The sequence below is a fragment of the Pseudomonas sp. B21-021 genome (assembly GCF_024749205.1).
GTDB classification, from domain to species: Bacteria; Pseudomonadota; Gammaproteobacteria; order Pseudomonadales; family Pseudomonadaceae; genus Aquipseudomonas; species Aquipseudomonas paraglycinae.
Window position 1 is genome coordinate 2,161,676 of sequence record NZ_CP087192.1, and the last position, 16,693, is coordinate 2,178,368.

Here is a 16,693-nt window from a genome sequence, read left to right on the forward strand (position 1 = left end):
ATGAATGCAGAAGACTCCTTGAAACTCGCTCGCCGGTTTATCGGGTTGCCCCTGGAAAAGCGCCAGATGTTCCTGGCTGCCCTGGCGAAAGAAGGGGTGGATTTTTCCCGGTTCCCGATTCCCGCAGGCGTCGAGGCCGAGGATCGGCAGGCGCTGTCTTATGCCCAGCAACGTATGTGGTTCCTCTGGCATCTGGACCCGCAGAGCGGCGCCTACAACCTGCCGGCGGCGGTGCGCCTGACCGGTCGCCTGAATCAGGCCGCGCTGGAGCAAGCCTTCGCCAGCCTCATCGAGCGTCACGAAACCCTGCGCACGGTGTTCCAGCAGCAGCCTGACGACAGCCTGCTGCAAGTGCCGCTGCAACAACCGCTGGACATCCAGCGCATCGATCTCAGCTATTTGCCCGCCGCCGAACGTGAAGCCCGAGTAGCCGCCGCTGCGCAGGAGCAATCGCTGCTGCCGTTCGACCTGGCCAACGGCCCGCTGCTGCGGGTGCGCCTGTTGCAACTGGCCGAGCAGGAACATGTGCTGCTGCTGACCCTGCACCACATCGTCTCCGATGGCTGGTCGATGAATGTGTTGATCGACGAGTTCTGCCGCTTCTATGACGCCCACGATCAGGGCCGCGCTGCCGAACTGCCGCCGCTGGCGGTGCAATACAGCGACTACGCCCTGTGGCAGCGCCGCTGGCTGGAAGCCGGCGAACAGCAGCGTCAACTCGACTACTGGCTGGCGCAGATGGGCGACGAACACCCGGTGCTGGAGTTGCCGGTGGATCACCCGCGTCCGGTGCTGCCGAGCAATCAGGGCCAGCGTCTGGAAAGCGTGGTGGACGCTGCACTGGTCGAGCAATTGCGCGGCGTCGCCCGTCAGCACGGCGTGACGCTGTTCATGCTGTTGCTCGGTACCTTCAATATTCTGCTGCACCGTTACACCGGTCAGACCGACCTGCGCGTCGGCGTGCCGATCGCCAACCGCAACCGCCGGGAAATCGAAGGGCTGATCGGCTTCTTCGTTAACACTCAGGTGCTGCGCGTCGAGCTGGACGGCCAGACCTCGATCGCCGATCTGCTGCGTGACCTCAAGGAAACCGCTCTCGGCGCCCAGGCCCATCAGGACTTGCCGTTCGAGCGTCTGGTCGAGGCGCTGAAACTGGAGCGCAGCCTCAGCTACAACCCGCTGTTCCAGGTGATGTACAACCACCAGCCGGAAGTCGCTGATGTCACCACGCTCAAGGTCGGCAGCGGTCTGGAGCTGGGCGTCATCGAGTGGGAAAGCCGCAGCACCCAGTTTGACCTGAGCCTGGATACCTACGAGAAGGGCGGGCAACTGCACGCGGCGTTCACCTACGCCACGGATCTGTTCGAGCCTGAAACCATCGAGCGCATGGCGCGCCACTGGACGAACTTGCTGCGCAGCCTCGTCAGCGATCCGCAGCAGCGTGTCGGTGACATCGCGCTGCTGGAAACGACCGAGCTGGAACAACTGACTCAGAAGTGGGGCCGCCACGATACCCAGTGGCCGAGCGAGCGCCCGGTGCATCAACTGTTCGAAGCTCAGGCTGAACTGACACCCGATGCCGTCGCGCTGATTTTCGACGGCCAGCGATTGACTTACGCCCAGCTCAACGCCCGGGCCAATCGCCTGGCGCGCACGCTGCTGGCGCAAGGTGTAGGCCCGGACGTGCTGGTGGGCGTGGCGGTGGATCGTGGATTGGAACTGATCGTCGCGATTCTCGCCGTGCTCAAGGCCGGTGGCGCGTATGTGCCGCTGGATCCGCAATACCCGCGTGATCGCCTGTTGTGCATGATCGAAGACAGCGGCAGCCGTTTGCTGCTGACCCAAAGCCATTTGCTCGACCGTTTGCCGGTGCCGCAGAACGTCCAGAGTCTGTGCCTGGATCAGGCCGAAGTCAGGGCCCACACCGACGAAAGCAACCCGCAACGCACCGTGTGGGCTGACAACCTGGCCTACGTGATGTTCACCTCCGGCTCCACCGGTCGCCCGAAAGGCGTCGGCATCAGCCACGGTGCCCTGAGCAAACACGCGTTCGCCTCGCAGCATTACTACGACCTGAGCGCCGCCGATTGCGCGCTGCAATTTGCGACCTTCAACTTCGATGCCTTCGGCGAGCAGCTGTTCGGCCCGCTGACCTGCGGCGCCTCGGTGGTGCTGCGCGGTAACGAAGTGTGGGACAGCGAAACCCTGTACCGGAACATTGTTGAACACGGCATCACGGTCATGGACCTGACCACCGCTTACTGGAACATGATCGCCAAGGAATTCGCCGCCGCCGGCCCGCGTGATTACGCGGCGCTGCGTCAGGTGCACAGCGGCGGTGAAGCGATGCCGCCGGAAGGCGTGCAGGCCTGGCGTCAGGCCGGGCTGGAACACGTCAAATTGCTCAACACCTACGGCCCGACCGAAGCCACCGTCACAGCGACCACCCTCGATTGCAGCGACTACGTGTTCGGTCGTCAGCCGTTGCCGCTGACCCTGCCGATCGGCCAGCCGCTGCCGGGCCGTCACACTTATCTGCTGGATGCTGACGGCCAACCGACCCCGGTCGGTGTGGTCGGTGAACTGTTGATCGGTGGTGAATTGCTCGCACGCGGTTACTTCCAGCGCGCCGATCTGACTGCCGAACGCTTCATTCCCGATCCGTTTTCCACCAGCGGCGCGCGCCTGTACCGCACCGGCGACCTGGCGCGTTACAACGCCCTCGGCCAGATCGAATACGTCGGCCGCGTTGACCATCAAGTGAAGATCCGTGGTTTCCGTATCGAGCTGGGCGAAGTCGAAGCGCGCCTGCTGGAACTGAACGACGTCAGCGAAGCCGTGGTGCTGGCGGTGCAGGGCGGCAGCAGCCTGCAACTGGTGGCCTACGTGGTGCCGAAGCAGGCATCGGTGGTTGCAGCGAACGCCGATGAGCAAGGCACGGCGCGTGAAGCGATCAAGGCGCAGCTCAAGGACAGCCTGCCGGACTACATGGTGCCGACGCAGCTGTTGTTCCTCGCCGAACTGCCCCTGAGCCCGAACGGCAAACTGGACCGCAAGGCCCTGCCAGCGCCGGACGCCAGCCAGATGCAGCAGGCGTTCGTCGCGCCGCGCAGCGAGCTGGAACAGAAAATCGCCGGCATCTGGCAGGACGTGCTCAAGCTCGAACAGGTCGGCCTCACCGATAACTTCTTCGAGCTGGGCGGCGACTCGATCATCTCGATTCAGGTGGTCAGCCGCTCGCGTCAGGCCGGGATTCATTTCAGCCCCCGCGACCTGTTCCAGCACCAGACCGTGCAAGGTCTGGCCAGCGTGGCGCAGCAGGGCAGCGGTGGCGTAAGCATCGATCAGGGCCCGGTCACCGGCGAGCTGCCGTTGCTGCCGATCCAGCAAGTGTTCTTCGAAGACCCGATTCCCCAGCGCCACCACTGGAACCAGGCGGTGCTGCTGCGCAGCCATCAAACCCTGAACGCCGAGGCACTGTTGCAAGCGCTGAACGCGTTGATCGCGCATCACGACGGCCTGCGTTCGCGCTTCGTCGAAAGCGCCGAAGGCTGGCGTGGCGAAGTCGCGCCAATTGCGCACGATCCGGAACTGTTGTGGACCGCCGACAAGCTGGCCGACAGCGAACTGCAAGCGCTGTACGCCAAGGCCCAGCAAAGCCTGAACCTGCAAAACGGCCCGCTGCTGCGCGCGGTGCTGGCGACCGTCGCCGATGGCAGTCAGCGTCTGCTGCTGGCGGTGCATCACCTGGTGGTGGACGGTGTTTCGTGGCGGATTCTGCTGGAAGACCTGCAACTGGCTTATCAACAGGCTGCGCAAAAAACCGCCATCAAGCTGCCGGCGAAAACCAGCGCCTACAAGGCCTGGGGCGAGCATCTGCAAGCCTATGCCGCGACCGAAGCGCTGCAGGCCGAACTCGGATTCTGGAAGCAACAACTCGATGGCGCGGCACTGGATCTGCCCTGCGACAACCCGCAAGGCAGTCTGCAAAGTCGTCACGCCCTGGTGCTGCACAGCCGCCTCGACAAGACTTTCACCCAGCAATTGCTGCAACAGGCCCCGGCGGCTTACCGCACGCAGGTCAACGATCTGTTGCTGACCGCGCTGGCGCGAGTCATCAGCCGCTGGACCGGCCACGCCGACACCCTGATTCAGCTGGAAGGCCACGGCCGCGAAGACCTGTTCGACGACGTCGACCTGACCCGCACCGTCGGCTGGTTCACCAGCCTGTTCCCGGTGCGCCTGACCCCGGCGGATTCCGTCGCGGCAGCGATCAAGCAGATCAAGGAACAACTGCGCGCCATTCCGAACAAAGGCATCGGTTTCGGTGTGCTGCGCCATCTCGGCGACGCGTCCACCCAGGCCAGCCTCAAGGCGCTGGCGATGCCGCGTATCACCTTCAACTACCTCGGCCAGTTCGACGGCAGCTTCGATGCCGAGGACGGTGCGCTGTTCAGCCCGGCCGGTGAAAGCGCCGGGCTCGAGCAAAGCCTCGACGCGCCGCTGGACAACTGGCTGGGCGTCGAAGGCCAGGTCTACGACGGCGAACTGGATCTGCGCTGGACCTTCAGCTGCGAGCAGTTCAACGAGGCGACCATTGCCCGTCTGGCTGAAGACTACGAGCGTGAACTGCAAGCGTTGATCAGCCATTGCTGCGACGCGGATTCGATGGGCGTGACGCCGTCGGACTTCCCTCTGGCGCATATCGATCAGGCGCAACTGGACGCGATCCCGGTGCCGGCCGCCGGCATCGAAGACATCTATCCGCTGTCGCCGATGCAGCAGGGCATGCTGTTCCACACCTTGTACGAACAGGGCACCGGCACTTACATCAACCAGTTGTGCGTCGATGTCGAGGGCCTCGATCCCGAGCGTTTCCGCGCGGCGTGGCAAGCGACCATGGACGCTCACGACATTCTGCGCAGCGGCTTTATCTGGCAGGGCGAATTGCAGGAACAACTGCAAATCATCCATCGCCAACTGGCGCTGCCGTACACGCTGCTCGACTGGCGCGAGCGCAGCGACATCGCCCAAGCCCTCAAGGATTTCACCTCCGCCGATCTGGCCGAAGGTTTCGACCTGACCCAGGCCGGGCTGCTGCGCGTGACCCTGATTCGCATCAGCGACCAGCGTCATCACCTGATCTTCACCAACCATCACATCCTGATGGACGGCTGGAGCAGCGCGCAGATGCTCGGCGAAGTCCTGCAACGTTACGCCGGCCAGCAACCACCGCGTCCGGTCAGCCGCTACTCGGATTACATCCAGTGGCTGCAACGTCAGGACGCGGCGGTCAGCGAAGCGTTCTGGCTGCAACAACTGGCGGATTTCCACGAGCCGACCGTGCTGGCGCAGGCCGCTGCTGGCGGTGGCGAGGTGCGCAGTGAAGTCGGTCATCTGCTCAAGCACTACGACCTCGATGCGTCGCGCACCCGTCGTTTGAATGCGTTTGCCCGTGAGCAGAAAGTCACCGTCAACACCCTGGTGCAAGCCGCGTGGCTGTTGCTGTTGCAGCGCTACACCGGCAGCGCCTGCGTGGCGTTCGGCACCACCGTGGCCGGGCGTCCGGCGGAACTGGTGGGGATCGAGCAGCAGGTCGGTCTGTTCATCAACACCTTGCCGGTGATCGCCGGCAGTCGTCCGGACCAGACCGTGGCCGCGTGGCTGGCGGCGGTGCAGGCGCAGAACCTGTCGCTGCGCGAGTTCGAACACACGCCGCTGGCGAGCATTCAGCGCTGGGCCGGGCAGGGCGGCGAGTCGCTGTTCGACACGCTGCTGGTGTTCGAGAACTTCCCGATTTCCGAAGCGCTGCAACACGGCACCGCCCAGGGCGTGGTGTTCGGCGAAGTCGCCAACCAGGATCAGACCCACTATCCGCTGACCCTCGGCGTGACGCTGGGCGAAACCCTGGCGCTGCACATGAGCTTCGACCAGGCGCATTTCAGCGTCGCCACCGTCGAACGCCTGAGCGCGCAGTTGCTGCATCTGCTGGAACAGTTCGCCGAATCCGCCGAACGTCGTCTCGGTGAAATCGCTTTTGCCACGGCCGACGAACACGCGCGGCAACAGGCGCAGAACCATCCGCAGGCGTACCCGACCGATATCGCCGTGCACCAGCGCTACGCCCGCTTGGCCGCGCAGCAACCGGATCGCACGGCGGTCATCTTCGATGGCAAGCATTACAGCTACGGCGAACTGGATGCCCGGGCCAACCGTCTGGCCCATGAACTGGTGGCCCGTGGCGTGCGCGCCGAAGTGCGGGTCGGCGTGGCGATGCCGCGCGGCGAAGGCCTGATCGTTGCCTTGCTGGCGGTGCTCAAGGCCGGCGGCGCCTATGTGCCGCTGGACACCAGCTACCCGCGCGAGCGTCTGGCGTACCTGATGCAAGATTCCGGGCTGGCGCTGCTGCTGACCGATTCCCGCGTGTCGGCGCAACTGCCGATCGACGACGCCATGAGCGTGCTGGAACTGGATCGCCTCGACCTCAGCGGCCATTCGGCGCAGGCGCCGTTGGTGACGATCGATCCGGACAATCTGGCCTACGTGATTTACACCTCCGGTTCCACCGGCAATCCGAAAGGCGTCAGCGTCACCCACGGGCCGCTGGCGATGCACTGCCTGGCCATCGGTGAGCGCTATGAAATGCGCGACAGCGATTGCGAATTCCACTTCATGTCGTTCGCCTTCGACGGCGCCCATGAGCGTTGGCTGACCAGCCTGACCCACGGTGGCTCGCTGCTGATCCGCGACGACAGCCTGTGGACGCCGGAGCAAACCTACAACGCCATGATCGAGCACGGCGTGACGGTGGTCGCGTTCCCGCCGGTGTACCTGCAACAACTGGCCGAGCACGCCGAACGCGTGGGCAATCCGCCGAAGGTGCGGATCTACTGCTTCGGCGGCGATGCGGTGCCGAACGCGAGTTTCGAGCGAGTCAAACGCGCGCTGAATCCGGAGTACATCATCAACGGCTACGGCCCGACCGAAACGGTAGTCACGCCGCTGATCTGGAAGGCCGGTCGCGATGTGCCGTGCGGCGCCGCCTATGCGCCGATCGGCAGCCGCATCGGCGACCGCAGCGCCTACGTGCTAGACGCCGATCTGAACCTGTTGCCGCAAGGCATGGCCGGCGAGCTGTATCTGGGTGGCAGAGGCGTGGCCCGTGGTTACCTGAATCGTCCGGCGATGACTGCCGAGCGCTTTGTCGCGGATCCGTTCAGCGAAAGCGGTGGCGTGCTGTACCGCACCGGCGACCTGGTGCGCCAGCGCGCCGACGGCACTTTCGACTACCTGGAGCGCATCGACAACCAGGTGAAGATCCGTGGTTTCCGTATCGAACTGGGCGAGATCGAAGCCAGCCTGCAAGCCCTCGACGGCGTGCGCGAAGCGGTGGTCGTGGCCCAGGAAAGCGCTGGCAGCAAACGGCTGGTGGCGTACGTGGTCGGCGACTCGCAACAGGCGGATTTCGCCGAGCAACTGCGGGCGCAACTCAAGGCCAGCTTGCCGGCGCACATGGTCCCGGCTTACGTGCTGACCCTCGAGCGCATGCCGCTGACGCCGAATGGCAAACTCGATCGCAAGAACCTGCCGAAGCCTGACGTCAGTCAGTTGCAGCAAACCTACGTGGCACCGCAAAGCGCATTGGAGCAGCAACTGGCGACGATCTGGCAGGACGTGCTCAAGCTGGAACGCGTCGGCCTGACCGACAACTTCTTCGAGCTGGGCGGCGATTCGATCATTTCGATCCAGGTGGTCAGCCGCGCCCGTCAGGCCGGTTTGCGCTTCACCCCGAAAGACCTGTTCCAGCACCAGACCATTCAGGCGTTGGCGAATGTGGTGCAGACCGGCGAGCCGGTGCAGCAGATCGATCAGCAACCGGTGACCGGTGAGACCGCGTTGTTGCCGATTCATCAGTGGTTCTTCGCTCAGCCGATTCCCGACCGTCATCACTGGAACCAGTCGGTGATGCTCAAGACGGCTCAGCCGTTGGATGCTGTTGTGCTTGAGCAGGCACTGAATGCGCTGGTCGTGCATCACGACAGCCTGCGCCTGGACTTTGCCGAGCAAACGCAGGGCTGGACGGCGCAGTACCGTGACGTCGAAACCCAGGCCGGTGAAACCGTGCTGTGGCAAGTCGAGGTCGCCGATCTGGCGGCGCTTGAGGTGCTGGGCAATCAGGCCCAGCGCAGCCTGCAACTGAGCGGCGGTTCGCTGATCCGTGCGGTGCTGGCGAATCTGGCCGATGGCAGCCAGCGCCTGCTGCTGGTGGTTCATCACCTGGTGGTGGATGGCGTGTCGTGGCGGATTCTGTTCGAAGACCTGCAAAGCGCTTATCGGCAGATCCAGTCGGGGGCGGCGGTGCAACTGCCAGCCAAGACCAGCGCCGTGAAAGCCTGGACCGAAGCGTTGCAGGACTACGCCGGCAGCGCGCCGCTGCAAGCCGAACTGGGCTTCTGGCAGCAACAGCTGCAAGGCGCGTCGAATGCGTTGCCGTGCGACAACCCTCAGGGTGGCCAGCAACATTGCCAGGCGCTGGCGATCCGCACGCCGCTGGACAAGACCCTGACCCGTCAACTGCTGCAAGAGGCCCCGGCGGCCTATCGCACGCAGGTTAACGATCTGCTGCTGACCGCCCTGGCGCGGGTGATGGTGCGCTGGACCGGTGACGACAATGTGCTGGTGCAACTGGAAGGGCACGGTCGTGAAGACCTGTTCGACCACGTCGACCTGACCCGCACCGTGGGCTGGTTCACCAGCCTGTTCCCGGCAAAACTGACCCCGACCGCCGACCTCGGCGCCTCGCTGAAACAGATCAAGGAACAGCTGCGGGCGATCCCGAACAAAGGCATCGGTTTCGGTGCGCTGGCGCACCTGGGCGATGATCACGCCCGGGCCACGCTGCAAGCGCTGCCGACGCCGCGCCTGACCTTCAACTATCTGGGCCAGTTCGACGGCAGTTTCGATGCCGGCGATGAAGCGCTGTTCGTGCCGACCAGCGAATCCGGCGGCGAAGAAGTGAATATGCAAGGCCCGCTGGGCAGCCCGCTGGCCCTCGACGGCAAGGTGTTCAACGGCGAGCTGGACCTGAGCTGGACCTTCAGCCGCGAGATGTTCGAACCGGCGACCATCCAGCGTCTGGCCGACGATTACCTGCAAGAACTGACCGCGCTGATCGCCCATTGCTGCGACAGCGCCAACCGTGGCGTGACCCCGTCGGACTTCCCGCTGGCGACCCTGACCCAGGCCCAGCTCGACGTGCTGGCGCCGCAGCCACAGACCATCGACGACATCTACCCGCTGTCGCCGATGCAGCAGGGCATGCTGTTCCACACCTTGCTCGAACACGGCAACGGCGACTACATCAACCAGATGCGTCTGGACGTCGATGGCGTCGACCCGCAGCGTTTCCGCGCGGCGTGGCAAGCGGTGGTGGATGCTCACGACATCCTGCGCACCGGTTTCGTCTGGCAGGGCGATCTGGAGCAACCGGTGCAAGTGGTGCAGCGCCAGCTCGACGTGCCGTTCCGCGTACTCGACTGGAATGGCCAGACCGACCTGGATGCCGCGCTGAAAAAACTCGCCGATGAAGAGCGTGCCCAAGGCCTCGACCTGACCCGCGCACCGTTGCTGCGTCTGGTGCTGGTGCGCATCGCTGAAAACCGTCATCACCTGATCTACACCAACCATCACATCCTGATGGACGGCTGGAGCAGCGCGCAGTTGCTCGGCGAAGTGTTGCAGCATTACAGCGGCGAAGCGGTGCCGCGTCCGACCGGGCGCTACCGCGATTACATCGCCTGGCTGCAGCGTCAGGACGCTGCGACCGCCGAAGCCTACTGGCTGGCGGCGCTGGGCAATCTGCAGGAGCCGACGCGTCTGGCCGATGCCATCGCGCGGCCGAGTGCCGGTTTGCCGAGCGTCGGTTATGGCGATCATTTCCAGGTGCTGGACGCCGGCCTGACTCAGCGTCTGGGCGAGTTTGCCCGGGCCTCGAAAGTCACCGTCAACACCCTGGTGCAAGCCGCGTGGCTGCTGCTGTTGCAGCGCTACACCGGCAAGGATTGCGTGGCGTTCGGCGCCACCGTCGCCGGGCGTCCGGCGGACCTGCCGGGGGCCGAGCAGCAGGTCGGTCTGTTCATCAACACCTTGCCGGTGATCGCCGCGCCACAAGCGCAGCAGAGTCTGGCCAGTTGGTTGCAAGGTGTGCAGGCGCAGAACCTTGCACTGCGCGAGTTCGAACACACGCCGCTGGCGCAGATCCAGCGCTGGGCCGGGCAGGGCGGTGACGCGCTGTTCGACAGCCTGATGGTGTTCGAGAACTACCCGATTGCCGAAGCGCTGGAGCAAGGCGCGCCGCAGGGCTTGCGATTCGGTCCGGTGGAGAACCACGAGCAGACCAACTACCCGCTGACCCTGCTGGTGCATCTGGGCGCCGAACTGTCGGTGCACTTCAGCTATCAGCGCGACCGTTTTGCCGACGTCGGCGTGGCGCAACTGGGCGCGCATTTGCAGCGCTTGCTTGAGCAGATGACCGAGGCGGGCGAGCGTTCGCTCAGCCAATTGCACCTGATCGAGACGGCGCCGGTTCACACCGATTTCGTCACCGAACTGTGCGTCCACCAGCGCATTGCCCGTCAGGTCGCCGCGAGCCCGGATGCGCTGGCCGTGACCTTCGCCGACACGCAACTGACCTACGCCGAACTGGACGCCCGGGCCAACCGCATAGCGCACAAGTTGATCGAACTCGGCGTCGGCCCGGAAGTGCGGGTGGGCGTGGCGTTGCCGCGTTCCGAGCAGTTGCTGATTGCACTGCTGGCGGTGCTCAAGGCCGGTGGCGCCTACGTGCCGCTGGACCCGGATTACCCGGCCGACCGCGTGGCCTACATGCTCGAAGACAGCCGTGCGCGAGTGTTGCTGACCGAACAGGAACTGGCGGCAACACTGACCGTGCCGTCCGACACGCAAGTGTTGCTGCTGGATCAGGTTGAGCTGGGCGGCTACCCAGCTCATGCGCCGCAAACCGCCGTGACCCCGGACAACCTCGCCTACGTGATCTACACCTCCGGTTCCACCGGCAAGCCGAAAGGCGTGGCGATTGCCCATCGCAACGTCATGGCGCTGATCGACTGGTCGGCCAAGGTCTACCGCCGCGAAGACATTCAAGGCGTGCTGGCCTCGACCTCGGTGTGTTTCGACCTGTCGGTGTGGGAGCTGTTTGTGACCCTGGCCAACGGCGGCTCGCTGATCATCGCCCGCAACGCGCTGGAACTGCCGCAACTGTCGGCGCGGGATCAGGTGCGCCTGATCAACACCGTGCCGTCGGCAATCAACGCGTTGCAGCGCGCCGGGCAGATTCCGCCGGGCGTGCGGATCATCAACCTGGCGGGCGAACCGCTCAAGCAAGGGCTGGTGGACGCGCTTTATCAGCAGTCGACGGTTGAGCATGTCTACGACCTGTACGGCCCGTCGGAAGACACCACTTACTCGACCTGGACCCGCCGCACCGCCGGTGGTCAGGCACGCATCGGTCGGGCGCTGGATCACTCCGCCAGTCACTTGCTCGATGCCGATCTGCAAGCGGTGCCGCACGGCGTGTCGGCCGAGCTGTACCTGTCCGGTGCCGGTGTCACGCGCGGTTACCTGGGCAAAGCAGCGATGACCGCCGAGAAGTTCGTGCCCAATCCGTTCGCCCGCAACGGCGAGCGTCTCTACCGCACCGGCGACCTGATTCGTCAGCGCGAAGACGGCGAGTTGGAGTACATGGGCCGGATCGACCATCAGGTGAAAATCCGTGGTTTCCGTATCGAACTCGGCGAAATCGAAGCGCGTCTGCTGGCGCAACCGGGCATCAGCGAGGCAGCCGTGCTGGCCGTAGAGGCCGAGGGTGGCGCGCAACTGGTGGCCTACGTGGTCGCTCCACAACTGGACGTGTACGACGGTGAAGCGCAGCGCCAACTGCGCGACGGACTAAAGACTGGCCTCAAGTCTTCGTTACCTGACTACATGATTCCCGCGCACCTGCTGTTCCTTGAGCAGTTGCCCCTGACCCCCAACGGCAAGCTCGACCGCAAGGCGCTGCCGGCGGTGGATGCCAGCCAGATGCAGGCCGCGTATGTCGCGCCGCAATCGGAGCTTGAGCAACAGGTCGCGGCAATCTGGCAGCAAGTGCTCACCGTGGAACGCATCGGTCTGAACGATCACTTCTTCGAACTCGGCGGGCACTCGCTGCTGGCGGTCAATGTCGTGTCGCGCATCGCCCTGGAACTGGGCCTGACGCTGACGCCGCAACTGCTATTCCAGCACCCCGTCCTGAGCGACTTTGTCGCTCACCTCAATACAGGAGGCGGGGCAATCAACGAACAGAAACTGAACAAGCTGGAAGCCCTGCTTGACGATATGGAGGAGTTCTGATGGACACGAGTGTTGCTTTGAGGATTGCCAAGCGCTTTATCACTCTGCCGCTGGACAAACGTAAGCTCTACCTGGAAAAGATGCTCGAAGAGGGCGTCTCGCCGGCCAACCTGCCGATTCCGGAAACTCGCTCAAGCTTCGAGGCGATCCCGCTGTCCTACGCCCAGGAACGCCAGTTGTTCCTGTGGCAGATGGACCCGCACAGCACCGCCTATCACATTCCCAGCGCCCTGCGGTTGAAGGGCCGGCTGGATGTCGCGGCGCTGGAGCGCAGTTTCAACGCCGTGGTTGCCCGCCACGAAAGCCTGCGCACCACGTTCGTCGAGCAGGGTGAAACCTTCTGCCAGAAGGTTCACGCGCAGATGCCGCTGAGCATCACGGTCGAAACGCTGGCGCCCGGTCAGGACGCCGACGCTGCGATCAAGACTTTCGTCGATCAGGAAACCGCGCGCCCGTTCAATCTGCAACAGGGCCCGTTGCTGCGGGTGTCGTTGCTCAAGGTCGGTGAAGACGATTACGTGCTGGCGCTGATCCAGCACCACATCATCTCCGATGGCTGGTCGATGCAAGTGCTGGTCGGCGAACTGATCAAGCATTACGCCGCCGACACTAGCGGTCAGTCCCTGAGCCTGCCGCCGCTGGACGTGCAATACGCCGACTACGCGATCTGGCAGCGTCACTGGCTGGAGGCGGGCGAGCGTGAGCGACAACTGAAATACTGGATCGACACCCTCGGCGGCGAACAGCCGGTGCTGGAGTTGCCGATCGATCATCCGCGCCCGGCGGTGCAAAGCTTCCGTGGCGCGCGCCTCGATCTGAACCTGCCGACCGCACTGGGCGATGCCCTCAAACAACTGGCCCAGCGCGAAGGCGCGAGTCTGTTCATGGTGCTGCTGGCGTCGTTCCAGGCCTTGCTGCACCGCTACAGCGGCCAGTCGCAGATCCGCGTCGGCGTACCGACCGCCAACCGCAACCGGGTGGAAACCGAAGGCCTGATCGGCTTCTTCGTCAACACCCAGGTGCTGAGCGCGGACGTCCACGGGCAACTGCCGTTCAATCAATTGCTGGCTCAGGTCAAGCAATCGGCGATGGCGGCCCAAGCGCACCAGGACCTGCCGTTCGAGCAACTGATCGAAGCCCTGCAACCGGAACGCAGCCTGAGCCACAGCCCGGTGTTTCAGGTGATGTACAACCACCAGGCGGTCAACGACCAGACCCAGCGTCAGAGCCAGGTGCAACTGCCGCAACTGAGCGTCGAGGACATCGTCTGGGAGGGCCGCACCGCGCAGTTCGACCTGACCCTCGGCACCTACGAATCCAGCGAAGGTGTGGCGGCGGAACTGACTTACGCCACCGACCTGTTCAAACCGCAAACCATCGAGCGTCTGGCACGCCACTGGCTGAACCTGCTGCACGGCATCGTCGCCGCGCCGAACCAGCGTGTCGGCGAACTGCCGCTGCTGGAAACCACCGAACATCAAGTGCTGTTGCAGGACTGGAAACGCGTGGTCGATCACGCAGCGCCAGCGCCATGTGTGCAGCAACGCATCGCCTTGCAGGCCGAGAAAACGCCTGACGCCACCGCGCTGATCATCGGCGAGGACGTGTTGACTTACGGCGAGTTGAACGCCCGCGCCAACCAGCTCGCGCACAAGCTGATCGAGCTGGGCGTCGGCCCGGATCGACTGGTCGGCATCGCGGTCGAGCGCAGCGTCGAAATGATCGTTGGCCTGCTGGCGATCCTCAAGGCCGGCGGCGCCTACGTGCCGCTGGACCCGGCGTATCCGGAAGATCGTCTGGCCTACATGATCGAGGACAGCGGCATCGAATTGCTGCTGACTCAAGCGCACTTGCAGACGCTGCTGCCGATCCCGGCCGGCCTTGCCACGGTGTTGCTGGATCAACCGCAGGACTGGCTCGCGGCGTACCCGACCACCGCGCCTGACGTGGCCGTGAACGGCGAGCATCTGGCCTACACGATTTACACCTCCGGCTCGACCGGCAAGCCTAAAGGCGTGATGGTCCGCCACGCAGCCCTGAGCAACTTCGTCGCGAGCATGGTCGAGCAACCGGGCATCGCTGCGGCGGATCGCATGCTGTCGCTGACCACCTTCTCGTTCGATATTTTCGGCCTGGAAATCTACGGCCCGCTGCTGGCCGGCGCCGCCGTGGTGCTGACCGGCAAGGACGTGCATCAGGATCCGCAAGCGGTGCTCGAACTGATCGCCCGCCACGGCGTGACCATGCTGCAAGCCACGCCCTCGACCTGGCGCATGCTGCTGGACAACGAACACGCTGCGATTCTCGACGGCCGCACGTTCCTGTGTGGCGGTGAAGCGCTGCCCCAGGAACTGGCGCAACGCATGCTGGCGCGCTCGCCGCAGGTCTGGAACCTTTACGGCCCGACCGAAACCACGATCTGGTCGGCGCTGCATCCGCTGAGCGTGGACAACAGCCGTCCGTTCCTCGGCAAACCGATCGACAACACCGCGCTGTACATCCTCGGCAGTGATCTGGAACTCAATCCGCTCGGCGCGCCGGGCGAGCTGCTGATCGGTGGCGATGGCCTGGCGCGGGGTTACTTCCAGCGACCTGCGCTGACCGCCGAACGCTTTGTGCCGGATCCGTTCTCGACCACCGGCGAGCGTCTGTATCGCACCGGCGACCTGACCCGTTACCGCGCCGAAGGCGTGATCGAATACATCGGGCGGATCGACCATCAGGTGAAAATCCGTGGTTTCCGCATCGAACTGGGCGAAATCGAAGCGCGCCTGCTGGCGCTCGACAGCGTGCGCGAAACCGTTGTCGTCGCTCAGGACGGCCCGACCGGCCCGCAGCTGGTGGGCTACGTGGTGCCAGCGTCCGGTGAAGTGCTGGATGCCGACGGTGAAGCCGCGTTGCGCGCTGCGCTCAAGTCCAGCCTCAAGGCTGAGTTGCCGGAATACATGGTGCCGGCGCACTTGCTGTTCCTCGCGCAACTGCCGCTGACCCCCAACGGCAAAGTCGACCGCAAGGCCTTGCCGGCGCCCGACGCCAGCCAGTTGCAGTCGATCTACATCGCGCCGCAGACCGCCACCCAGCACACCGTCGCCGAAATCTGGCAAGCGGTGCTGAAACTGGAGCAGGTGGGGCTGGGCGACAACTTCTTCGAGCTCGGCGGCCATTCGCTGCTGGTAACCCAGGTCGTTTCCCGAGTGCGTCAGGCGCTCAACGTGCAGGTGCCGCTGCGCACCTTGTTCGAACACAGCACGCTGGTGGATTTCGTCGCCGCCCTCGGCGTCGAGCAGGCACATCAAGAGCCGCCGATTGTGGCGTTGCCGCGTCTGCAACCGCTGACGCTGTCCTACGCTCAGGAACGTCAGTGGTTCCTCTGGCAACTGGAGCCGACCAGCACCGCCTACCACGTGCCGGCCGCACTGCGCCTGCGCGGTGAACTGGACCTGCCGGCGTTGCAGCGCAGCTTCGATGCGCTGATCGCCCGCCACGAATCCCTGCGTACCTGCTTTGTCGAAGAGCAGGGCCAGACCCTGCAAGTGATCCAGGCTCAGGCAGCGCTGGACATCGCTGTCGAAACCATCGATCGCGAGCTGGACGATTCCGCGCTGCAAGCCTTGGTCGCTGCCGAAACCCTGCACCTGTTCGATTTGCAGAAAGGCCCGCTGCTGCGGGTCAAACTGCTGCGCCTCGCAGCCGATGACCACGCACTGATCATCACCTTGCACCACATCGTGTCCGATGGCTGGTCGATGGGCATCATGGTCAACGAGCTGGTGGCGTTGTATGCCGCGCACAGCGAAGGCAAGACTGCGCAATTGCCGGCATTGCCGGTGCAGTACGCCGACTACGCCGTGTGGCAGCGCCAGTGGATGGACGCCGGTGAGCGCGAGCGTCAACTGAGTTACTGGACCGCGCAACTGGGCGACGGCGACCAGCCGTTGCTGGAGCTGCCGACCGACCGTCCGCGTCCGCCGGAGCAAAGCTACCGTGGCGCGCGTCAGGACATCCCGCTGAGCGCCGAACTGGCCGCCGGCCTCAAGCAGGTCGCACAACGGGAAAACGTCACCCTGTTCGCGCTGCTGCTGGCGTCGTTCCAGACCCTGCTGCACCGCTACAGCGGCCAGGCCGACATTCGTGTCGGCGTACCGGTGGCCAACCGTAACCGGGTCGAGACCGAAGGCCTGATTGGCTTCTTCGTCAACACTCAAGTGCTGAAGGCCGAGTTCGACAGCCAGCAGACCTTCCGCAGCCTGCTGCAGCAAGTGAAAAACACCGTGCTCGGCGC

General features: G+C 64.5%; 2 protein-coding genes (1 of these 2 only partly in view). Both read left to right on the forward strand.

The features are described 5' to 3' along the window. The gene (locus LOY31_RS09730) at positions 1-12,411 is read left to right on the forward strand and encodes a non-ribosomal peptide synthetase (protein ID WP_258713160.1); all 12,411 of its coding nucleotides are present in this window, start codon (positions 1-3) and stop codon (positions 12,409-12,411) included. Next, positions 12,411-16,693: the 5' portion of a non-ribosomal peptide synthase/polyketide synthase gene (locus tag LOY31_RS09735; RefSeq protein WP_258713161.1), read on the forward strand. Its footprint extends 9,265 nt past the window's final position; only the first 4,283 of its 13,548 coding nucleotides appear in the window; it begins with the start codon at positions 12,411-12,413; the stop codon falls past the right edge of the window. Before LOY31_RS09730 ends, LOY31_RS09735 begins: the two co-directional genes overlap by 1 nt.

Coding starts and splice junctions, on each gene's coding strand:
- LOY31_RS09730 (WP_258713160.1), top strand. CDS start 1: ATGAATGCAGAAGACTCCTTGAAACTCGCTCGCCGGTTTATCGGGTTG.